Annotated in this window: 18 protein-coding genes and 1 pseudogene; 7 read left to right on the top strand and 12 right to left on the bottom strand. The window is 60.4% G+C overall.

Translation table 11 applies throughout. The features are described from left to right. Positions 1–3: 3 nt before the first annotated feature. The 3 genes from JNB85_RS18900 to JNB85_RS18910 are packed head-to-tail and all read left to right on the top strand — an operon-like array spanning position 4 to position 2,751. Positions 4–861 (top strand): ABC transporter permease, encoded by an 858-nt coding sequence (locus JNB85_RS18900; protein WP_220335840.1) that lies wholly within the window; start codon positions 4–6, stop codon positions 859–861. Between the two features lie 4 nt (positions 862–865). Then, entirely contained in the window at positions 866–1,900 is a 1,035-nt protein-coding gene (locus JNB85_RS18905) for an ABC transporter ATP-binding protein (RefSeq protein ID WP_220335841.1), read from the top strand. Further along, complete coding sequence (locus JNB85_RS18910) at positions 1,897–2,751, top strand: ABC transporter ATP-binding protein (RefSeq protein ID WP_220335842.1); 855 nt, start codon at positions 1,897–1,899, stop codon at positions 2,749–2,751. The genes JNB85_RS18905 and JNB85_RS18910 overlap by 4 nt, the downstream gene beginning before the upstream one ends. 139 nt (positions 2,752–2,890) lie before the next feature. Here the strand turns inward: JNB85_RS18910 and JNB85_RS18915 are convergent, their stop codons facing one another. From JNB85_RS18915 to JNB85_RS18970, 12 genes and pseudogenes are all read right to left on the bottom strand, one after another. After that, a complete protein-coding gene (locus JNB85_RS18915; RefSeq protein WP_220335843.1) occupies positions 2,891–3,664 on the bottom strand; it encodes an anti-sigma factor family protein in 774 nt (257 codons plus the stop codon). Beyond that, complete coding sequence (locus JNB85_RS18920; RefSeq protein ID WP_220335844.1) at positions 3,661–4,188, bottom strand: RNA polymerase sigma factor; 528 nt, start codon at positions 4,186–4,188, stop codon at positions 3,661–3,663. Before JNB85_RS18920 ends, JNB85_RS18915 begins: the two co-directional genes overlap by 4 nt. Positions 4,189–4,243: 55 nt before the next feature. Beyond that, positions 4,244–5,701: a YncE family protein gene (locus JNB85_RS18925; RefSeq protein WP_220335845.1), complete on the bottom strand. Its 1,458-nt coding sequence runs from the start codon at positions 5,699–5,701 to the stop codon at positions 4,244–4,246. After that, complete coding sequence (locus JNB85_RS18930; RefSeq protein ID WP_420852281.1) at positions 5,698–6,213, bottom strand: DUF305 domain-containing protein; 516 nt, start codon at positions 6,211–6,213, stop codon at positions 5,698–5,700. Before JNB85_RS18930 ends, JNB85_RS18925 begins: the two co-directional genes overlap by 4 nt. Positions 6,214–6,886: 673 nt before the next feature. Further along, positions 6,887–7,366 (bottom strand): annotated as a pseudogene (locus JNB85_RS18935) (LysR family transcriptional regulator); the annotation flags it as partial. 165 nt (positions 7,367–7,531) lie between these two features. Beyond that, positions 7,532–8,584 carry a LacI family DNA-binding transcriptional regulator gene (locus JNB85_RS18940; protein ID WP_220335847.1) on the bottom strand — a complete coding sequence of 351 codons (1,053 nt, stop codon included), beginning with the start codon at positions 8,582–8,584 and terminating at the stop codon, positions 7,532–7,534. Between the two features lie 58 nt (positions 8,585–8,642). Beyond that, positions 8,643–9,473 (bottom strand): DeoR/GlpR family DNA-binding transcription regulator, encoded by an 831-nt coding sequence (locus JNB85_RS18945; RefSeq protein ID WP_220335848.1) that lies wholly within the window; start codon positions 9,471–9,473, stop codon positions 8,643–8,645. 125 nt (positions 9,474–9,598) lie between these two features. Beyond that, complete coding sequence (locus JNB85_RS18950) at positions 9,599–10,021, bottom strand: RidA family protein (protein ID WP_220335849.1); 423 nt, start codon at positions 10,019–10,021, stop codon at positions 9,599–9,601. A 35-nt stretch (positions 10,022–10,056) separates the two neighbouring features. Further along, complete coding sequence (locus JNB85_RS18955) at positions 10,057–11,709, bottom strand: hydantoinase B/oxoprolinase family protein (protein ID WP_220335850.1); 1,653 nt, start codon at positions 11,707–11,709, stop codon at positions 10,057–10,059. Next, positions 11,706–13,760 carry a hydantoinase/oxoprolinase family protein gene (locus JNB85_RS18960; protein ID WP_220335851.1) on the bottom strand — a complete coding sequence of 685 codons (2,055 nt, stop codon included), beginning with the start codon at positions 13,758–13,760 and terminating at the stop codon, positions 11,706–11,708. The genes JNB85_RS18955 and JNB85_RS18960 overlap by 4 nt, the downstream gene beginning before the upstream one ends. A gap of 37 nt (positions 13,761–13,797) precedes the next feature. Further along, positions 13,798–15,111: an NAD(P)/FAD-dependent oxidoreductase gene (locus JNB85_RS18965; RefSeq protein ID WP_220335852.1), complete on the bottom strand. Its 1,314-nt coding sequence runs from the start codon at positions 15,109–15,111 to the stop codon at positions 13,798–13,800. A gap of 22 nt (positions 15,112–15,133) precedes the next feature. After that, entirely contained in the window at positions 15,134–15,847 is a 714-nt protein-coding gene (locus JNB85_RS18970; protein ID WP_220335853.1) for an SDR family NAD(P)-dependent oxidoreductase, read from the bottom strand. A gap of 274 nt (positions 15,848–16,121) precedes the next feature. On the opposite strand from JNB85_RS18970, the gene JNB85_RS18975 reads away from it, so the two are divergent. Genes JNB85_RS18975 through JNB85_RS18990 form a run of 4 tightly spaced genes read left to right on the top strand, consistent with a single transcriptional unit; the run spans position 16,122 to position 21,183 of the window. Continuing rightward, a complete protein-coding gene (locus JNB85_RS18975; RefSeq protein WP_223216536.1) occupies positions 16,122–17,831 on the top strand; it encodes an ABC transporter ATP-binding protein in 1,710 nt (569 codons plus the stop codon). Beyond that, positions 17,831–18,802 carry an ABC transporter permease gene (locus JNB85_RS18980; protein WP_220335855.1) on the top strand — a complete coding sequence of 324 codons (972 nt, stop codon included), beginning with the start codon at positions 17,831–17,833 and terminating at the stop codon, positions 18,800–18,802. Before JNB85_RS18975 ends, JNB85_RS18980 begins: the two co-directional genes overlap by 1 nt. Then, entirely contained in the window at positions 18,799–19,629 is an 831-nt protein-coding gene (locus JNB85_RS18985) for an ABC transporter permease (protein ID WP_220335856.1), read from the top strand. Before JNB85_RS18980 ends, JNB85_RS18985 begins: the two co-directional genes overlap by 4 nt. Positions 19,630–19,653: 24 nt before the next feature. Further along, positions 19,654–21,183 (top strand): ABC transporter substrate-binding protein, encoded by a 1,530-nt coding sequence (locus JNB85_RS18990; protein ID WP_220335857.1) that lies wholly within the window; start codon positions 19,654–19,656, stop codon positions 21,181–21,183. Positions 21,184–21,236: the final 53 nt, after the last annotated feature.

Here is a 21,236-nt window from a genome sequence, read left to right on the forward strand (position 1 = left end):
GCGATGTTCAAGATCCTCAGAGACCTGCTCCGCTACAACAAGGAATTCCTGTTCGGGACGATCCTGATCCTGATCATTGTCGGGTTGATCGTCTCCTCCTTTTTCTCGCCCTATGACGAGACCGCCATCTATGTCGTGATCCCCGACATGCCGCCATCGGCCGAATTCTGGTTCGGCACGACGTCGCGCGGGCAGGATGTCTTCTGGCAGATCGGCGCGTCGCTGCGCAACACGCTGCTCTTCGGCATCATCGTCGCCATCATCAGCCGCCTCATCGCGCTCGTCGTCGGCCTCGTCTCCGGTTACATCGGCGGGCGCACCGACCAGATCATCATGGGCGTCAACGATACGCTGGGCGCACTGCCAAACATCCCGATCCTGCTTCTTCTGGTCTTTGTCCTGCGTGACCAGATGACATGGTCGATGCTGGCGGTCGTCGCAGCCCTGCTCGGTTGGACGCATGACAGCCGGCTCATCCGCTCCGTCGCACTATCGCTACGTCAACGGGAATTTACCCGGCACGCCGTCTTTTCGGGCATGCGCACGTCGCAGATCCTCATTCGCGAGCATCTTCCCTATGTCATGCCGATCGTCTTCTTCACCACGATGAACAACCTCATCTGGGCAATCGGCCTGGAAGTGACGCTCTCCATTCTCGGCTTTTCCGACATCAACCGGCCGACGATCGGTGGCATGATCTACTGGGCCAATGCGCATTCCGCCATGGTTGCTGGCATCTGGTGGTGGGTGGCCTTCCCGATGCTCTTCGTGGTCATCCTCTTCCTCGGCCTCTTCATGCTCGCCATGTCGGTCAACGAATATATCGATCCGCGCTCGCGGCTGGCCCGGATGGGAGCCTGAGACGATGCAGAATTCTTTGAGGAAAGCACCTTTGACCCTCGTCGAAAACTCCCGGGACGCGCTGACGATCGACGGGCTCAAATGCTACTACGTCAACGATTATTTCGGTGTCCGGCGCGAGATCAGGGCCGTCGACGATATAAGCCTGACCGTAAGCAAGAACGAAATCTACGGCATTGCCGGAGAATCCTCGAGTGGCAAGACCTCGCTCATCAAGACGCTTGCCGGCGCCATTCGTCCGCCGATGCGGGTCATCGGCGGCACGGTCAACTTCAATTTCGATGGCAAGCCGATCGACGTCTATGGCGAACCGCAAAAGATGCGGGCTGCGCGCTGGCGACATCTTTCCTACATCATGCAGGGCTCGATGAACGTGCTGAACCCGGTCCGGCGGGTGAAGCACGCTTTCAATGATTTCGCCTCCCGCCATATGGGGCTGGATCAAGCGGCCTTCCGCCAGCGGGTCGAGGCGCATCTTGCCCGCCTGCATCTCGACCCGCACGTCCTTGAAGCCTTTCCGCACCAGCTCTCCGGCGGCATGCGCCAGCGGCTGACCATTGCGCTTGCGACCGTCTGCGAACCGGAATTCATCATCGCCGACGAGCCTACGACGGCGCTCGACGTTTTGGTGCAGCAGGATGTTCTGGCCTTGATCAAGGAAGTGCAGACACGCATGCAAGCCTCGGTCATCTTCGTGACCCATGATATGTCCGTCCATGCTGCCATCACCGATCGCCTTGCGATCATGTATGCGGGGCGGCTCGCCGAAGAAGGACCGACGCAGGCGATCTTCGACAATCCGCAACATCCCTATACGGCGCATCTGATCGGCAGCCTGCCACGCATCGGCGATACCAGGACGCGGAAGAGCCTGCAGGGCAAACCTCCGGCGCTCTCGAACCCGCCGTCGGGATGTCGCTTCCATCCACGATGTCCGATTGCGATCGACAGGTGCTCGAAGGAGGTTCCTGTCATGCAGCCGAGCGCGGCCGGCGGGCGCGTGGCCTGTTTCAGGGCAGGGGAGTACAAGATCCAATGAAGAGTGAACACCTTCTCCAGCTTGAAAATGTTAGCAAGTTCTTTCCGATCGGCGGGTTCTTTTCACGGGCCAGGATGACGGCAGTCGATGACGTGAGCTTTGCGCTTGCGTCTGACAGGCCAGAGATTTTCACGATCGTCGGCGAATCCGGCTCCGGCAAATCCACACTCGCCAAGATGATCCTCGGCAGCGAGGCCGCAGATCGCGGCACCATCCGCTTCGACGGCGCCGACATCGGCGATATCAGCAGCCGCAACGCCCGCGAGGCCTTCATGACCAAGGTTCAGCCGGTTTTCCAGAATCCCTTCGAAGCCTTCAATCCGCTGACACGTATCGACGAGTATCTGTATGCCACGGCGCATCGCTTCAAAGGTGCGAAGAGCCGCGCCGAAAGGGAGGCCTTGGCAGATATGTCGCTGCAGCGGGTCGGCCTCTCCATTGCGGAGGTTCGCGGACGTTATTCGCACGAATTGTCCGGCGGCCAGCTCCAGCGCATCGCGGTGGCACGCGCGCTCATTCCCGAACCGAAGCTCATCGTCGCAGACGAGCCAGTTTCCATGGTGGATGCGTCGCTGCGCATGTCGATCGTCAATCTCTTTCGCGAATTGCGCGACGCGTTGAAGGTATCAATCATCTACATCACTCACGATCTTGCGACCGCCTACTATATAGCCGACCGTGTCATCATCATGCGCAAAGGCGTGGTCGTCGAAAGCGGCGAGGCGCGTAAGGTGCTGGACAATCCGCAGCACGAATATTCGTTCGCTTTAAAGAATGCCATTCTGCCCCCGGATCCAAAGCGAGCATCGGCGATCCTATGCGCGCGTCAGCGCGATCGTATGTCTGGTTGACGGAGGCGATATCCTGAGGCCGACCTGCAGGTTTTGCCTTTTTCGGAAACCTAGGATCGCCTCAGCAACTTTGCCAGGATCGTAAGGGTCGAAGGTTAGTTTCCATTCAAGAGCAAAAGACGTTCGATATACGCGTACCCTAAGTCTGCGAACGGACCGCGTCTGCGATCGGGTGGAGGTCGTCGTGTGGTAGCGCCCCGACGAGGCTGTAGCCCAGACCGTTCTTTGCCCAGCTCCAGCCTCTAATATAGCCCGTTTCACTAGCAACCATCGGCTTGTTCTGGTCCACCATCATGGGACGGGTGAGCATGACGAGGCGGCTACCCTTATCGTCGTCGTACATCAGCATAAGACCGGGACCATGTGCAGTCGGGACCACACGCCCGCCCATGAGGCGGTAGCCGGCCTTGCTGAGGTCCGGAATGGCGGCGGCGCGTCCCAGCGTCGCGGAGGCGAGCTGGTGAAGCGTGTCGCCTCCGTCCGCTCGCACCTCAACGGGATGCAGACGATCTGGAGCGAAGGTGCCGTAGCTGGCAGATGCCTCCTGCGCGAGCGCCGCCACGCCTTCGGTCGGAGGCAGGGTGTAGCCCTTGATCATCCAGCCGCCCGTTGCGCCGATCGCCAGCAGCAGGACGGCAGCAGCAGCAAGCCGGAATTGTCGTGGCCTACGGGCGGGGGCAGGGGGATGAGCCGCCGCGATTGTCCGGAGGTTCAGTCTGGATGGTACGGGCTCGCGCGCCACGGGATCGAGGGCGAAGCGTAGCGACGCAGCCTGGGTCCGGTAGGCTGTGACGCGAGCATCCGCTTCGGGGTTTTCCCGCAGGTACTCGGCCACGTCACAGTGACGCTCCGCGTCCAGCGCATTGTCCACGTAGGCCTGGAGGTCGTCTTCAGTGATCGGCTTCATGTTCATTTCACCCTCCGGATATAGGGGCCGCTGGCATAGGCTCCCAACGGCTTCAATTCCAGCATCGTCCTCAACTGCTCGCGCGCCCGCGACAATCTCGACATGACGGTTCCGAGCGGGATCTCCAGCACTTTTGCCGCCTCGGCATAGGAAAGATCTTCCACCGAGACCAGCAGCAGGACGCTGCGGTAATCGGGTGACAGGCGATCGACGGCCGCCATGACCTCCTGGCCGTAGATCGTCTCCTCCTGCGTCGCCGCGCGTGCATTCAAGGCTTCGGGCGCATCTTCGATCGGCAGGGAAGCGCCCCGTCTGGCATCCTGCCTCAGCCTGTTGACGGCCAGATTGTGCAGGATGGCAAACACCCAGGAACGGGCGTTTTCATCGCGGCGGCGGCTCCAGTTTGCCACGACACGCTCCAGGCAATCCTGAACGATGTCGTCGGCGGCTTCGGTGTCGCGCACAAGACCTCGCGCATAGCGCCTGAGGGCCGGGATCATCGGCTCCACCTGGGAAAGCAAGTCATCCATGTTCTGACCCTCCGAATGGATGGCCTGCGCGGGTGCGCGGACCATCCGGCCTTCATTACTCCGCAGCCTGAACCTGCAGCACCTTGCCGGGCTTGCCGTCGTCGACGGAGGCCACCACGAGGTACCGGCGTTCGTCCTTGTGCTTGGCTTCTACGATCTGCCGGATGGGTCCGACGGCATTGACGATCGCCGAGCCTGCCGGATTGGTCATGAAATTCGACAGTGCTTCAAGCGGACCACTGCCGTCGGCTTTGTCGGAAAGGGCCAGCACATACATGGTCTTGGGCTCCAGTCCCGTGACCGAGGCCTGCAGGACCTGCGTCAGACCCTGATCAAACAAGGAAACGCTGGACGGCGTCTTGTCCTTTTCCCCTTTTGCAGAGAGCTTCAGGTGGGCAGCTTCGCCCGCCTTGCCAAGCGGCACCAGGTTTGCCAGGCCATCGCCATCCGCCACGGCATTCGGAACGTATGCCACCGCCTGCGGCGCCTGGCCTATCGGGATATTGGCGATCACCTTGTTGGTCAGCGTGTCGATCACCGCGAACTGGTCGGCATTTTCCAGGCCGACATAGACGCGGGTGCCGTCGCCCGAGGGCCAGATGCCGTGCGGCAGGTTGCCAACCGGAATGGTCGCAACCTGCTCGAAAGTATCGGTGCGGAACACCTTGACCTGATTCAGCCCCCCGACCGTCACATAGGCAAAGCTGCCATTCTTGTTGGTGACGAGATTGACGTGATTGGTGATCGGCCCTGTGTCGAGCGTCTTGATCAGGTCGAAGGGTGCCTGGGCATTGAAGACCTGCGTCTTGCCAACATCCTTCAGGGTGAACCAGACCTGTTTGCCATCCGGCGAAGCGGCGATGTTGGGGCAGAATGGGCTTTCCTGCTTCAGGTGCCCGACGATCTGGTGGTCGGCGACGGATACAACAACAGTCTCCGGATTGAAGGACGAGCATATATAGCCGAACTTTCCATCCGGCGAGAAAATCTGCATGCCGGGGCCGGCCGGCACCTTGATCTGCGCCTTTTCCTCGAAGGTCGCTGCGTCGATGACCGAAATATAGTCCTCGCCGCGAACCGTGACCCAGACCTCCTTGCCGTCGGGCGTGAAGAAGGCCTCGTGGGGAGAGCGGCCGACATAGGTCGTATGCTTCACTGCATTCGTGGCCGTATCGATGAAGGTGACGGAGTTGGAGCCGATCGACACGACCGCCAGCGTCTTGTGATCCGGCGAGAAGCCCATGCCGTGAACGAGGACCTGGCCCTTGTAGAGCGGGCTTAAGTTTCCCGGCTGCGGATCGCCGAGCTTGATGACGCCGAGCAGTTTGTTGGTCGAGGGATCACTGACCGAAACGGTATTGGAGAACTGCTCGGCGGCATAGACGCGGTCCTTGCTGCTGATCGCGATATTCGGATCTGAGGCGGCGCCTGGCGCCTGTCCGGCAAGCGCGGACAAAGGCAATAGCATGCTGCCCGCCAGGAGGTTGGCGGCAAAAGATGTGCGAATGTTCATGGGGAGGACCTCTGCGTTACATCTTCATGTTGGGAGCCCTGCATTGTCTTGCCGGGCATGGACGGGGCGGGAGTGTTCTCCGGGGCGGCTTGCGTGGGAGCGGGACCGGAGGGCGGAAGGGTGTCGCCGATCGCAAGCTTCATGGCCGAGATCTCCTGTTGCTGGTCGACGATGATCTCCTGCGCGATGCGCTTGAGCTGCTCGTTCTTCCCGTATTTGAGAACGGCAAGCGCCATGTCGATCGCACCTTGGTGATGCGGCGTCATCATCGCCACGAAGTCACGGTCGACATTGCCGCTCGGCTTCACCTCCATATCCGCCATCATCTTTTCCATGGCGGCGACGTTCTCAGCGAGGTAAGCGGCTTCGGCGCTATCCGAAACCGTCGTATCGTGTTGATGCTGCGCGTGCTGGTGCTGTGCCGAGTCATGAGCCAGGGCCGGATGAATGCCCGCGGCTGCAACAATGATGGCCGCAAAAGCTGCTGGTTTGCCAGTCGACCAAATCGTCATCGGCTTCTTCCTTGTGTTTTCTAAACGTGTAGACATCCGGCTGAGGCATCTATTCCCCTCGCGAACGAAAAAACTCAGGTGGCAGGGTCGTCGAGACCGAAGGACGACACGAACGCCAAGGCAACCAACCAAAGCGCGACTTCAAAAGCGGCAGCCGTGATGAGAAGGGGTCTGCAGGTTCCGGGTGCTTTCGATTAAGCGGAAGGACAAGGTACCGGTTGGAGATCGCGAGGCATGTCATGAACGCCGCGACGAAGATCTTGGCGAGCAGCTTCCACTGGTAAGGGGCGGCCATGTTGAGCGGCAGCCTTCGCAGGATGAGCCAGGTATTTATTGCGCCGCTGGTCAGACGATGGCGACCGCGGCGTGGCCGAGGCTCGAAAAGCGACCCATCGAAATCACCGCGCCTCGTCGATTCATGGGGGATCCGCGACAACCTCACCAGCAGAACGAATGGAAGCAGCGCGCCGACCCATGCGGCCGCCGAGAGCACATGGACCGCCTCTACCGCTGACCGAATAAGGGCCGCATGGTTCGGATCGCCAGCCGCGTGTCCTCGTGTCGCCAGCTCGCAAAGAGCGAGTCCTGCAATGCCGACCGCCGTCCGATGATGCCCCGCCGGCGAACGCCGCGAGCATTATCAGCGTGGTAACCCTTAAGCTGCAAGCGAGATAAGCGGGGCCGCGCATAGGACGTAATCGAGTTCGCAAAGCTTCCGTGCCTTCATTGAGAAATCCGCGAGCGAGCCGCCACGGATCACACAATCGATGCCTTCGCCGATCAAGTCTGCCGACCGGTCGCTGACGCCCAGCATCAGATCGATGTCTGTATATTGTTTTTGAAAGTCCGGAAGGGACGGGATCAGTATCTCGTTAGCCAGGACCGAACCGACATCAACCCGAAGCTTTCCTTTTGGATCGCTTCTTGAGCCTGCGACTGTGCCGTCCATGTCATCGAGGTCCGCCAGCAGCCGCAACGCGCGCTCATGATACGTCACGCCCTCACTCGTCATTGTCACGGAGCGCGTGGTGCGCTCGACGAGTTTCGTTCCAAGATGCGCCTCCAGATCTTGCACCAGTTTGCTCACGGATGATCGGGGCAAATTCATCGAGTCCGCGGCTTTGGCGAACGAACCGGCTTCAGAAACGTGGATAGATTTGCGCTGTTCGGAGGGGAATCTAAGTTACCGAAACTGTTCAGTTTTGTGTTAGAGGGGGTCGATGGTTCGAGTCTCATCAACTCAGCCAATCGTCCAATAAAGGGGCTCAGGCTAGCGGTGTCCATGGTGTGAGGCCTAACAACGCGGAGCGCAGCCGGACTAGGATGCAAAGCCGTTTCTCCCGCAACTCGCTCGAACCAGGAACTCATAGGGCAGTAACTGAGGTTCGGCGACGTCGACATCAGCATCGATTTGACGAAGCAGCGTTTGCGCTCCCAGGACGCCGAGACGTCTGCGCGGCACGGAAATTGTCGTTAATGCAGGGCTGAAGGCTTCGCTGACCGGATGGTTGTCGAAACCGATGAAAGCGAGCTGCTCGGGGACCTTTATGCCACGTTCCCTCGCGACCTGAATCGCGCCGAACGCAAGTTCGTCGCTGGCGCACAGAATAGCATCGGGAAGCTGCTTTCTGCTAAGGATGCTGCGCATCGCATCTCTACCCGCCGCGATATCGAACGAGCTGAAATGCTGCACGTCGCTAATGTCTTCAAGGCCCGCTTGCTCCATTGCAGTCCGATAGCCACGGGCGCGCGCGGCGAAGATCGGGCTCTGCTCCGGCCCTCCGATGTGAGCTATGCGCTTGCGGCCGAGCGAAAGCAAATATCTCGTCGCTTCAGTTGCAGCCTGCTCGTTGTCTATGCCGACGAAGGCTATTCCAGGATTCGCGACAGGTCTGGAAATTGCGACGATCCTGCGACTGTAGTGCGTAAGCTCGCCCAGTTCGTCCGGAAGTCTCCCGTTTAACAAAATGAGGCCGTCGGCTGCTCCGGTTACAAGCTGCCGGGCCAGTGCAATCTCCCGCGCCTCGCTCCCCTTCGTGCTGCCAACGATGACACCGATATTGTATTCTTCAAGCGCCTCCTCGATGCCCAATATGACATCCGGATGCGAAAAGGCGGCGATGTTTGGAACAATAACGAGGATCTGGTTGGCTTTTCGCGACCGGAGCATGCGTGCGTTGTGATTTGCGATATAGCCGCTTTCCTTGGCGATCTGTGCAATGCGCGCACGCGTCTGCAGCGTCACGGCCGATGATCCCGAAAGAGCGCGACTGACCGTCGACGGATTGACGCCGGCGAGCCGGGCGATATCGACGATCGTGACGTTTGAGTTCGATCGCGCTGCTTTTCCTTTAGCTTTTTCTGCGGTCACGGGCGGTCAGCGTTACCGGTTGAAAGGACACAGGCGCTTTCTCGATTACTCCGCAAACTCATTCGGACTCCTCCTGAAGTTCGTCGACATAGGGCGCGATGATCAGGTCAGCCACGACAGAGGCGTATCGTACCCGTTCCTCGGCATTCAGACCCTCGTCGGTGATGATACGATTTATCCGTTCGATTGGCGTTGTTCGGTAGATTGCCCTGCTACCGAACCGGCTGCTGTCGATCAAAAGTGTCGTTTCGACCGAGGCGTCGATCATCGCGCGTTGCAGCTGGACCAGTTCCAGGGACGTGTCGCTCGCGCACTCCGTGTCGACTGCCTGAGAAGACAGGAAAAGATGATCGCAGCGTAGCTCGCGAACGAAATTGATCGCCGTTTCCCCGAGCAGGGAATAGGCCCCTGGTCGACAGATCCCACCAGGAACCACGAGCTTGATATGATCTTTGTTGACGAGGACATCGGCGACATGCACGTCGTTCGTCACCACCGTCAGCGGTATCGTCAATTCGGTGATGACATAGGCGAATTGGTGAAGCGTTGAGCGGGAATCGATGAAGATGCTCTGTTCCGGCTGAAGCAATTTTGCGGCCGCGACGGCGATGGCCCGTTTTTCCTCGACAGCCGTCTGGCGCGCTTCATCGACCAGTTGCTCGAACGTCGTATTGCGACGAACACGTACGGCTCCGCCATGAGTTCTTCTCACGACACCTTGGGACGCCAGAAAGTCGAGGTCGCGACGGATCGTCGAGATGGAAGTATTGAGACGCTTGGCGAGATCCTGGCTTGAGGCGACCTGATTGGACGAAAACCATTCCATGATTTTCTCGCGCCGCTCGGCGGGCAAGAAGTCTTCCGATTGCGGTGTTTCCGTCTCAGCCAAGAGCAGACCCTCTTTCTTTCTCAATGGAGCGCGACCTTACAGAAACAGTGGGAAAACGAAAAGCAGGGGCAACGCCTCGCTTTGGTGGCCGGCCGCCCGCCAATGTCGGGCGGCCGGGGTCGTCGTTAAAGGCTGACGTTGATATATTCCGAGCCGGCTGCACCCACGCCCTTATAGGCGGTCACTTCGATCTCGACGCGGAAATCCGGGCCGCCGAGCGGCGGGCAGGTGACCGTGCTGCAGGGATCGATGCCCCTGAACTTTTCCCCGACATAGGCCATGACGGCGGGGGCATCGGCAACGTTCGGAATGACGACGCGCGAACGCACGACATCGGCAAGCGTTGCGCCAACTGCTGCAAGGGCGCCTTCGATATTGTGGAAGCACTGTTTGGCCTGTTCGACCGGGTCGGTCGACATTTCCCGGGTCTTATAGTTGCGTCCGGCGGTGTTGGACACGAACACCCAATTGTCGACCGCAACGACGCGCGAGTAGCTTTCCTTTTCTTCGTAGAGGCTGCCAGATTTGACTTTCGTTACCTTTACCACGGATGAGATCCTTCCTCTGATGTGGGATTGAACGATCAAGCGGTCGCCGCCAGATGCGATTCTTGTTCGGTGCCGCGGCCGTAGATGCGTTCGGCAAATTCGGCCGTGATGCGTTCTTCCTTGATGTCCCGGCGAATGGAGTCGACGGATCGGCCGGAGGGCGAGCCGTAGCCGCCACCCCCGGGCGTCACGAGCTCGACCACCTGTCCCGCCTTCAACTGCACCGTTCCAGGCAGATTCTGCTGGCCGTCGCCGAAATCAAAATGAGAACCGGTCGCCTGCAGGCCGCCCTCCAACCCCCAGGGATAGACGGACAGCCGGCCACCTTCGACGCTGAAGCGGCAATCGGCCTCGATGCGATAGACGCGCCGCAAGCCCATGCCGCCGCGCCAGGTGCCGGCTCCGGCCGAGCCGTTGACGAGTTCATAGCGCAGGAGCGTCAGAGGATATTCGAGTTCGAGTGCTTCGACCGGAAGGTTGGATGTGTTCGTCATGTGGACGTGCACGCCGCTCAGGCCGTCTGCCGTCGGCCGTGCACCGCCACCACCGCCGATCGTCTCGAGATAGACCCAGAGCGAGCCATCTTCGCGTGTGCCGGTAAAGAGCGCGCCAGTGCAGGCGCCGTTGCCGGCGGCCGTGACCCTGCCGGGCAAGGCCTTGGCCAGCGCGCCCTGCACCAGATCGGCAACCCGCTGGCAGGCGGCGATACGACCGTCGACGGCCGCCGGGTGCTTGCAGTTGAGCAGCGATCCATGCGGCGCCTCGACGCTGATGGGGCGCGAAAGACCGGCATTCGGCAGGATCGTCGGATCGATGACGGCCTTGACCGCATAATAGCAGGTCGCCAGAAGTGCGGTGTAGATGACGTTGAGCCCGACGGGGACCTGGGGTGGCGCATCGAAGGCAATGTGCATCGCATCGCCCTTGACGGTGATGTCCACCTTGAGTTCCATCACATCGGAGAACTGGTTGCTGTCGAAGTAATCCGTAAAGCTGTAAACGCCGTCCGGGATAGCTGCGATGCCGGCCCGCATCTTGCGCTCCGCGTAGTCCTGCAGGGCATCGCCGGCGGAAAGCACGAGATCGGCACCATATTTCGTGCAGAGATCCTGCATGCGCTGGACACAAAGCCGGTTGGCAGACATCTGGGCGCGCAAATCAGAAAGCCGCTCGTGAGGAACCTGGCAATTCAGCAGGAACATATCCTGCAGGTCTTGCTGCAACTGACCCTGACGATAGAGCCGCACGGGCGGGATGCGCAGACCTTCCTGATAGATATGGGCATGGCCGCGGTCGGCGAAGTCGGCATGGTGAGCCGTATTGACCGCCCATCCAACCATCGTCTCGCCATGAAAGATGGGTTCTGCGAGCACGATATCCGGCAGATGTGTTGCACCGCCCTCGTAGGCGTCATTGCCCATGAACACGTCACCCGGCTTGATATCATCGGCGGCGAAGCGCTTGTTGATGTGCGGGATGATCCCGATGAAGCTTCCAAGATGCATCGGAATGTGCTCGGCTTGGCAAAGCGTGTTGCCATGCCTGTCGAACAGGGCAGTGGAGCAGTCGCGTCGCTCCTTGATGTTGGTCGAGTAACTGGCACGCACCAGCGCCTCGCCCATTTCTTCGACGATCGACGTCAGCGCGCTGCCGATGACTTCGACGGTGATCGGGTCGATCTTGCTCATGCCCGCGTCTCCAGAATGAGGTTGAGATAGGGATCGACCGTCGCCTGCATATCCGGCAGGATGACGGTGGTGGTGTCCATCTGCTCGACGATCGCCGGACCGGCGATGCGGTTGCCCGGTTTCAATTTCTCGCGGGCATAGACGGGGCAGGGCACGAAGTCCTTGGCCTCGTCCATATAAACCTGTCGCGAGCCGATGACGGCGGCGTCGCAGGACGGGCCGGCGTCCGGCAATGAGGCAAGTTCGGCCTTGTTGACGACACCGGCCGCCTCAAGCCGCAACGTCACGATCTGGATCGCCTCGCCCTCGGCGATGAAGCCGAAGCGCTGCAGGTGGGCCTGCTCGAAGCCCTTGATCAGGGCAGCAAGAGTATCCGGTGCCAACGGACCAGCAGGCACGGAGACCTGCAGCTCGTAGTTCTGGCCGAAATAGCGCATATCCGCGGTCCGATTGACAACGCGCCGACCTGGCTCGATTGACTCCTGATCGAACCAGGTGTCGGCCTGGGTTTCGAGTGCCTCAAAACCGCTGATCATCGGTTCGACGGCGTTCTCGTCGACTTTCATCAGACGAGAGATCGCGAAATCCGAGCGCAGATCGGTCAGAAGCAGGCCAAGTGCGCAGAGCGTGCCCGGTGTGAGCGGCACGATGATGCGGCTCATGTCGAGTTCCTTGGCGAGCCGGGCGGCGTGCAGCGGCCCTGCGCCACCGAATGCCATCAGCGCGTAGTCGCGTGGGTCATGCCCGCGCTGGACGCTGATCAGGCGGATGGCCTTGGCCATATTCGCCGTGACGACGGAAATGATGCCCTGCGCCGTCTCCATCAGCCCAAGGCCGAGTTGATCGGCAAGGCGCTGCACGGCTTCGATCGCGAGATCACGCCGTACCTTCATGCGTCCGCCGAGGATTTCGACGGGATTGAGGGTCTGCAGAACGATATTTGCGTCGGTGACGGTCGCCTCCGTATTGCCGCGTCCGTAGCAGACTGGCCCGGGGTCGGCGCCTGCCGAGCGCGGGCCGACCTTCAACAGTCCGCCGCTGTCGACAAAGGCGATCGAGCCGCCGCCGGCGCCCACCGTGTGGATGTCGAGCATCGGCGCCTTGATCGGATAACCATGCACATTGGCTTCACCGGTGAGCTTGCAGATGCCGCCCTGCAGCAGTGCCACGTCGCTCGAGGTTCCTCCGACATCGAAGGTGATGATATTGTCGAAGCCGGCAAGGCGTCCGACTGCCTGGGCCGCCACGACGCCGGTGCTCGGACCGGACAGCACGGTGCGGACCGGAAGCTGCGCGGCCATGTCGAAGCCGATCACGCCACCGTTAGACTGGGTCAGCTGCGGGGCGACAGGCACGCCGAGTTTGCTCAGGCGCAGTTTGAGCCGGTCGATATAGCGCTGCATGACTGGGCCGAGATAGGCGTTGACGACCGTGGTCGACATGCGCTCGTATTCGCGAAACTCCGGCGCCACCAGATGCGATGCACTGACGAAGACATCAGGCATTTCTTCACGAAGGATCTCGACCACGCGCTGCTCGTGGGCGCTGTTCAGGAAGCCGTAGAGGAAACAAACCGCGATTGCCTTGACGTCCTCCTCGGCAAGCTTGCGCACAGCGGCGCGCAGCTTTTGCTCGTCGAGCGAGCGATCCATCGAGCCATCGCATTTGAGCCGTTCGGGGACCTCCTGCCGGCGGTCACGGCTGACCAGGGTTTCCGGCTTTTCGGCGTTCATGTCGTAAAGGCTTGGGCGTTTCTGGCGGCCGATCTCCAGGAGGTCGCGAAAGCCGTCGGTGGTGATCAGCCCGGTGGCGACACCTTTGAGCTCGATCAGCGCGTTGGTGGCGACAGTGGTTCCGTGGCCAAGGAAGGCCACATGCGCCGCCGTGCTGCCCACGGTCGCGAGCCCTTCCGAGACACCATCTGCGATCCCGCGTGAAGGATCGTCCGGTGTCGATGGCACTTTCCAGATGTCGAGCTTGCCGGTTTCGTCGTCGAACAGGCAGACGTCGGTGAACGTGCCGCCGGAATCTACTCCAATTCTCAATGCCATGTCTTCACCCTCTGTGGCCAAGGCTTTCGCAAGCGGATCAGGCTGCCTTGGTCTTCTTGAAACGATCGAAGCGGAATGGCGCAGGGTCAACGCAGGGCCGCGCGCCGGTGACGATGTCGGCCATCAGCTTTCCAGCACCCGGACCGATGCCGAAACCATGGCCGGAAAAGCCGCTGGCGATGAAGAACCCAGGAATGCCGCCGGCCGGCCCGATGACCGGAACCGCATCGGGGGTTACATCGATCAGCCCGGCCCAGCTCTGCGTGATGCGGCTTTCGGCAAAGGCCGGAAATGCCTTGACGAGATGCGCAAGGCCTTCCCGGTTGAAGCGCTCGAAGGGTACGGGATCGAGAATTCGCACCTGTTCGAAAGGCGTTATCGCATCAGGCGTCCAGGAGCTGGGCGTCCGCCATTCTTCGATGAACCTATTGCCGACCCTGAGTTTCAGCTCGCGCCAGCTTTTGATAAGTGTTGGCACGAAATCGGCAAACAGCCGGAAGCTGTCCGGCACGATCGGCGCGATGTTGGCGTTGCGCATGGCGATCGAAAAGCTGCCATCCAGCCGTCGCCGGAAGGAGAAATTGTCCGCACCGACGGGCAGGTCTGGCACACCGTCGACCGAAGTGGCACGCGCCACGGAACCGAGGATCTTCAGCTGCGGAAAATCAACGCCCATGTTTCCGCTGAAAAGCCGCGACCAGGCGCCGCCTGCCAGGATGACGGACGAGCAGGCAATGCGGCCCCGTTCCGTGATTACGCCGCTGACCGCACCTGCCGAGCGTTCGATCGCCCGGACCGCGCAGCCCGTCATCACATGGGCGCCGGCGCGGATGGCGCCGCGGGCAATCGCAGGGGCGGCCTTGAACGGTTCGGCACGGCCGTCGGTGGAGGTATGTAGGGCGGCAGTAAACCCGCCGGTCATGCCGGGCAGGTGCCGGCTCAATTCCTCGCTTCTCAACAGTCTGGAATCGAGGCCGACATCGCGCGCATGCACCAGCCAGGCCTCGTATTCAGCCTCCTGGCGTGCGTTGCGGCAAAGATAGGCGATGCCGGTCTGCCGGAACCCGGTTTCCTCGCCGGTGCGCGCGTTCATACCCTTCCAGAGAGAAAGGCTCTCGATGGCGAGATGCAGTTCGGAGGGGTCGCGCCCCATCTGCCGCACCCAGCCCCAGTTGCGCCCCGACTGTTCGCCCGCGATAAGACCTTTTTCGCAAACCGCAACGGAAACACCGCGTTCGGCCAGCTCCAGCGCCGTCGAGGCGCCCACGATTCCGCCGCCGATGACGACGACATCCACCTTTGCCGGCAGGGCCTGAGCGGAGGGGACGGCGTCGGGAATAATACGTGACATAGTGCTATCTCGCGGGCATTGATCAGAGCATGTCTTCGAGCCGGCAATTCACCAGCATCTCAGCCATTGCTGCATTGTTGGGAAGCTCAATCGCGGTGCGCACGAGCGAGGCAAGGGTTTCCGGTTGGATCATCTCATCGGGCGTGACCTTGTTCGTGTAGGCGCTCATTTCGGTGCGCACGAAGCTCGGGCATATCGCCGTTGCCCGCACGCCCTTTTCCCAGGCGACATGGCGTGTCGTATGGGTCAGCCCCATCAGAGCGAACTTGGTCATGTTGTAGCCGACGAAGGCGTTTCTGACCCGCTTTCCAGATAGCGAGACGACGTTGATGATACGTCCGGCGCCTGTCGCTTCGAGGTGGGGCATGCAAAGACGGGTGAGGCGCAGTGGCGCCTTTACATTGACGGCCCAGAGCCGGTCGAGTGCCTCGTCGTTATCGTCCATGAGCGACACGCGCTCACCGAGGCCGGCATTGTTGACGAGTGCGTCGATCCTTTGAAATTTCGCGGCAGCAGCAGCCACCCATTGCTTTGCCGTTGCCGGATCGTAGGCATCGAAATGCGCATAGTGCAGCCGATCGTTTTCCGGGCCGAACTGGGCCTCCACCGTCTTGACGTCGCGGGCGCCGAGGCTGAGGCGATAACCATGTTCGGCGAGTTCGCGGGCAATCGCGAGCCCGATGCCGCGGCTCGCCCCTGAAATCAGCGCCACGCGTGAGTGATGTTCTGGTGTCATTGTCCATTCCCCAGTCGCGACTGACCGGTCGCGCATTCGGTTGCATTGACGGTAAGTGGGCTTTTCGTTTCTGACAAGCTGGAATTTGGTAGAAATCTCAAAAAAGCTTCAAAAACTATCACCAAAGAAAAGTTTCTGCCAAAATACAAACGTGTGCTTGACGGAGTTTGGCGCTTTGTGCCTTAATAATTCAAAATATGCGCATAAGCGCTCAAAAACTACGGGAACAGGCTCTCCGGCAATGGAGGGCAGAAATCGCAGATCGGATTGCGGTATGCCGGGTAGGGAAGTTCTGAAAATTGACAATCTTTCCGTCGCCTTCAAGACGGGCGAGGGCCTGCGCACTGCGGTCAACGGCGTGTCACTTGCGCTGACATCGGGTGAAATCCTCGGTCTCGTCGGTGAAAGCGGCAGCGGGAAAACCATCCTGTCGCTGGCTGCGATGGGTCTTCTGCCGCGCAACGCGGTGGTCACAAGTGGACGTGTCGACTTCGCCGGCGAAAATCTGCTGACGGCTCGGCCGGACGTCTTGCGAAAGCTGCGCGGCAAACGCATCTCGATGATCTTTCAGGATCCGATGGCGTCCCTCGATCCGGTATTCTCCTGCGGAAGCCAGATCGTCGAAGCGATCCTGCTGCATGAGCGGATGACCCGTCGGCAAGCCGGCGAGCGGGCGCGCGATCTCCTGGCGCGAGTTGGGATCGCCGATCCGGCGCGCTGCATGCGCTCCTACCCTCACGAGCTTTCGGGTGGGCAATGCCAGCGCGTGATGATCGCCATGGCGGTTGCCTGCAAGCCCGATGTCATCATCGCCGATGAACCGACGACAGCCCTTGACGTTACGGTGCAGAAGCAGGTGCTCGGCCTTCTGCGCAGTCTCAACCAGGAGATGGGCGCCGCCATCCTGCTCATCACGCACGATCTTGGCGTCATCTACGAAGTCGCCGACCGCGTTGCCGTCATCTACCGTGGCGACCTGATGGAGGAGGCCGCCACAGGTGATCTCTTCGCCACCCCGCGCAGCCCATATACCGAAGCGCTGATCGCCTCGATGCCGTCCGTTTCCGCACCGAAGACGCGTCTTCCGGTCATCGGCAGAGACGGGAGCGGCGCAATCGCAAGCATCGTCGAAGCACGCCCGGCGCGGAGGCTGCGGCCCGTTGCGGAACCGGAGAGCACGACGCTCCTGAATATCCGCAATCTGACGAAGACATTCTGGACGCGGCAAAGCGCCCTTTCGGCGCCGCAGCCCTTCCGCGCCGTCGACGATGTCAGCCTAACCATCCGTGCCCGTTCGACGCTCGGCCTCGTTGGCGAGTCGGGTTGCGGGAAGTCGACCCTCTCACGGCTCGTCATGCGATTGATGCAGCCTGACAGCGGTTCCATCGAATTTGAGGGCCGCGATCTCGTCTCGCTCGACCACGATCGATTGCGTGCCGCCCGGCGCGACTTTGCCCTGGTGTTCCAGAACCCTTATGGCTCTCTCAATCCGAGACAGACGGTCGTCGACCTTGTCGCCGCGCCGATCGACATTCACGAAAAGGGCCGCGATCGCGAAGCGACGGTTGCAAGGCTCCTCGATGCTGTGGGCCTGCCCCGGGATGCAATGCGTCGCTATCCCCACGAGTTCTCGGGCGGCCAGCGTCAGCGTATCGTCGTTGCCCGCGCTCTGGCCCTCAAGCCGAAGCTTCTGATTTGCGACGAAGCCGTCTCGGCACTCGATGTCTCCGTTCAGGCGCAGGTCCTCAACCTGCTGCAGGATTTGCAGGACGAATTCGACCTGACCTACCTGTTCATTTCCCATGACATGTCGGTCGTCCGCCACGTCAGCGATACGATCGCGGTGATGCAGAAGGGCAGGATCGTCGAGACAGGCCCTGCCGCGGATGTCTTCGACAATCCCCAGGCTGAATATACCCGAACGCTTCTCAGCGCCGTGCCAAAGATCGGCACGGCGCAGCCAACCGCTCTGGAGGTGCGTTGATGGAAACCCTGTCGACATTCGTCATCACGCTCGGATCGAGACTGATCACGGCGCTGGTCCAGCTCTGGGTCATCGCGACCCTCGTCTTTTCCATCATGTACATCATGCCGGGGGATCCGGTGCTGCTGCTGCTCGGGCCGGAGAGCAATCCTTCCCCGGAAACGGTCGCCGCAATGCGCCATCAGCTGGGCCTCGACCAGCCCGTCCTCTCCCAATATTTCAAATGGCTCGGCGATGCCGCAAGCGGCGATCTCGGCAACTCTCTCGACGGCGTTCAGGTCATGGAATACGTGACCTCCAGTCTTCCCAAGACTATCGAGCTTGCGAGCGCCGCAATCGTCCTTGCCGCCATCATCGGCGTGCCCGTCGGCATTGCGGCAGCGTTGCGACGCGGGCGCTTTCTCGACGGTCTTTTGACCTCACTCTCGACGCTCGGCATTTCGGTGCCCGTCTACATTCTCGGGTCGCTTCTCATCCTGCTGCTCAGCCTCAAGCTCGGATGGCTCCCGTCGAGCGGCTACACCGACATTTCCCGAAACGCCTTCCTGCATTTTCAGAAACTGACCTTACCGGCGGTCACGCTCGGGCTCGGGCTCGCCGCTTCCATCGCCCGCATGACGCGTTCATCGATGCTGGAGATCCTGGGTCGTGATTTTGTGCGATCTCTGAGGGCAAGGGGAATGCGCGAACGCCGCGTGATCTGGCTTCACGTCCTGCGCAATGCGGCAATCCCGATCGTGACGATTATCGGCCTGCAACTCGGCAATCTGATGGGCGGCACGGTTCTAGTCGAAGCCCTCTTCAATTGGCCAGGATTGAGCACCCTTCTCGTCACGGCCGTTTCCAACCGCAACTATCCCCTGGTCCAGGGAAGCATCCTGACCATCGCGGCGTTGTTCATCCTGATCAATCTGTGCGTCGACATCCTCTACAGCCTGCTCGATCCACGCATCCGCCGGAAACGCGCATGAAGACGATCTTTCTTTTTCGCCGGCCGCTCGTCGCCTCCAGTCTCGTCGTCGTGACGGTGGTTCTCGGGATCGCCCTGGCGGGACCTCTTCTCGCCCCGCACGACCCCCTCGCCATCAACCAGAATGCGGTCAATCAGGCGAGTTCGACGCAATACCTGCTCGGCACCGACGAGTTCGGCCGCGATATATTATCGCGTCTCCTGGTCGGCATCCGTCCGACGATCCTGGTTGCGGTCATTTCCACCATTATCGCCGCGATTGGCGGAACGGCTTGCGGCATCGTGGGCGCCTACAGCCGGCCGGTGTTCGCCTTCTTCGTCATGCGCGGCGTCGATATCATGCTGAGCTTCCCGGCAATCCTGCTTGCGTTGTTGGCCGTCGGTTTCTGGCGCAGTGGCGTGGTGAGCCTCAGTGTGGTCATCGGCATCATCTTCATCCCTCAATTTGCGCGGGTTGCGCAATCGGCGACCCTGCAGGTGATCAGGCAGGAATTCGTGGAAGCCGAGCACGCCATGGGCGCGCGCTACCTTCGGGTCGTCTTGCGGGCGATCCTGCCGAACATTCTTTCGCCGCTGGTGGTTCAGGCCACGCTAACGATTGCGGCCGCGATCCTGCTTGAATCAGGCCTGAGTTTCCTCGGTCTCGGCATCGTGCCGCCCGAACCGTCATGGGGGCAGATGATCGGGACGGCGCGCGGCTATCTTAGCCAGAATCCCATGTATGTGGTCTGGCCATCCGTGTGCCTCGCGGTCACTGTTCTCGCCATCAATGTCTTGGGTGATGCGCTTCGCGACCATCTCGATCCGAGACTTCGCGAAAACCCATAATCTTCAACAAGGAAAGGGAACATCATGAAGAGAATTCTCAAAATGGCTCTCGCTGCGAGCCTTCTGGGGCTGACGGCAACGAGTGCGCTCGCCGGTGGTACCCTCTACTTCGGCCTTTCGGGAGAGCCGTCGACCCTTGACACGATCATCCAGCCCGGCACCTCCGGTCGCACCGTCAAGCTGGCGATCCATCGCGGGCTTGTAAATTACGGTATCGATGGAAAGATCACACCGGAACTGGCCGAAAGCTACGACGTCAGCCCCGATGCCAAGGAGTTCACCTTCCATCTGCGGCAGGCTACGTTCCACGACGGCTCTCCGGTAACGGCCGCAGATGTGAAAGCCTCCTTGGAGAGAATTCTCGACCCCAACGGCAAAGCAGCCTTCCGTAATGAGCTCTCAATCATATCGAAGATCGAGACCCCGGACGAAAAGACCGTAAAACTGACCCTTTCGAGCCCATCGGTCGCCCTCGTTGATTATTTGGCGCTGCCGGAATCCGTCATCGTTCCGGCAGACTGGCTCGCAAAGAACGCCGACAATCCGACTGCTTCGCCGATTGGTGCAGGGCCGTTCAAATTCGCCGGCTGGACGCGCGGGAGAGAGATCGTCGTCAAGAAATATGACGGTTATTACAAACCAGGCAAGCCGGATCTAGATGAGGTCCATTACGTCTTTTACAGCGATGAGAATACGCGCGTGAACGCGCTGAAATCGGGCGATGTCGACATTATCGACTACGTTCCGGCCAAGGATGCTGCCGATCTTGAAAAGGGACCCGATACCGAGCTTTTACGGAACACCGGCCCGTTCATGGGACTGCAGTTCAATACAAAATTCGAGCCATTTTCGAAACCGGAGGTTCGCCAGGCAATCGCCTACGCCGTCGATCGCAGCGTCATCATCAATACAGCCTTCAACGGACTGGGCAGCCCGATCTACGGCATCGCCATTCCGAAAGGTTACATGGGCTATTCCGAAACCAAGGCGAACTATTTCTCGCATGATACTGAGAAGGCCAAGGCACTTCTCGCCAAGGCCGGATATCCGAATGGCTTCGAGGCGCGATTGCTCGCATCGTCGCAGTATAGTTTCCACCAGAATACGGCGATCGCCATTCAGTCGGAGCTTGCGAAAATCGGTATTAAGGTGAAACTCGACCTGCCGGATTGGGCAAGCCGCATGGCCAAGGCAACCGCTGCAGACTACGATTTCACCGTGCTTGGCAGTCTCGGTGAGATCACCGACGCCGACTGGCTGAGCAACTACTACTACGGCGGTGCCAAGCTCGTCCGCACAAACAACTCTCCGTACTTCAATGATCCGCAGATAAACGAACTGCTCGATAAGGGAAGGAGCACTGTCGACAAGGCGCAACGAGCGAAAATCTACGACGCATTCGTCGACAGAGCCCTCGAGCTATCACCGCTTGTTTACTTCATGTGGCGTGAACAGAATTATGCGGTCAAGAAAGGCGTGACCGGCTTTACGAACATGCCTGGCTTCCTGACATTCCAGTCGGGCCTCAGCATCGAGAACACCAAGGTCGAATGAAACCAGAGCTACCGGAGGGATGTCTATCCCGTGGCCTTGTCACCGATCACGGT

The sequence above is a fragment of the Rhizobium mesosinicum genome, assembly GCF_019511345.1.
In the GTDB taxonomy this organism is placed as follows: Bacteria; Pseudomonadota; Alphaproteobacteria; order Rhizobiales; family Rhizobiaceae; genus Rhizobium; species Rhizobium mesosinicum.

Bases quoted from the DNA above. Each gene is read 5' to 3' on its own strand.
- JNB85_RS18930 (WP_420852281.1), bottom strand. From the start codon at position 6,213: ATGACGATTTGGTCGACTGGCAAACCAGCAGCTTTTGCGGCCATCATT.
- JNB85_RS18900 (WP_220335840.1), top strand. From the start codon at position 4: ATGTTCAAGATCCTCAGAGACCTGCTCCGCTACAACAAGGAATTCCTG.
- JNB85_RS18925 (WP_220335845.1), bottom strand. From the start codon at position 5,701: ATGAACATTCGCACATCTTTTGCCGCCAACCTCCTGGCGGGCAGCATG.
- JNB85_RS18970 (WP_220335853.1), bottom strand. From the start codon at position 15,847: ATGACACCAGAACATCACTCACGCGTGGCGCTGATTTCAGGGGCGAGC.
- JNB85_RS18965 (WP_220335852.1), bottom strand. From the start codon at position 15,111: ATGTCACGTATTATTCCCGACGCCGTCCCCTCCGCTCAGGCCCTGCCG.
- JNB85_RS18990 (WP_220335857.1), top strand. From the start codon at position 19,654: ATGAAGAGAATTCTCAAAATGGCTCTCGCTGCGAGCCTTCTGGGGCTG.
- JNB85_RS18985 (WP_220335856.1), top strand. From the start codon at position 18,799: ATGAAGACGATCTTTCTTTTTCGCCGGCCGCTCGTCGCCTCCAGTCTC.
- JNB85_RS18955 (WP_220335850.1), bottom strand. From the start codon at position 11,709: ATGAGCAAGATCGACCCGATCACCGTCGAAGTCATCGGCAGCGCGCTG.
- JNB85_RS18960 (WP_220335851.1), bottom strand. From the start codon at position 13,760: ATGGCATTGAGAATTGGAGTAGATTCCGGCGGCACGTTCACCGACGTC.
- JNB85_RS18975 (WP_223216536.1), top strand. From the start codon at position 16,122: ATGCCGGGTAGGGAAGTTCTGAAAATTGACAATCTTTCCGTCGCCTTC.
- JNB85_RS18920 (WP_220335844.1), bottom strand. From the start codon at position 4,188: ATGGATGACTTGCTTTCCCAGGTGGAGCCGATGATCCCGGCCCTCAGG.
- JNB85_RS18915 (WP_220335843.1), bottom strand. From the start codon at position 3,664: ATGAACATGAAGCCGATCACTGAAGACGACCTCCAGGCCTACGTGGAC.
- JNB85_RS18905 (WP_220335841.1), top strand. From the start codon at position 866: ATGCAGAATTCTTTGAGGAAAGCACCTTTGACCCTCGTCGAAAACTCC.
- JNB85_RS18980 (WP_220335855.1), top strand. From the start codon at position 17,831: ATGGAAACCCTGTCGACATTCGTCATCACGCTCGGATCGAGACTGATC.
- JNB85_RS18910 (WP_220335842.1), top strand. From the start codon at position 1,897: ATGAAGAGTGAACACCTTCTCCAGCTTGAAAATGTTAGCAAGTTCTTT.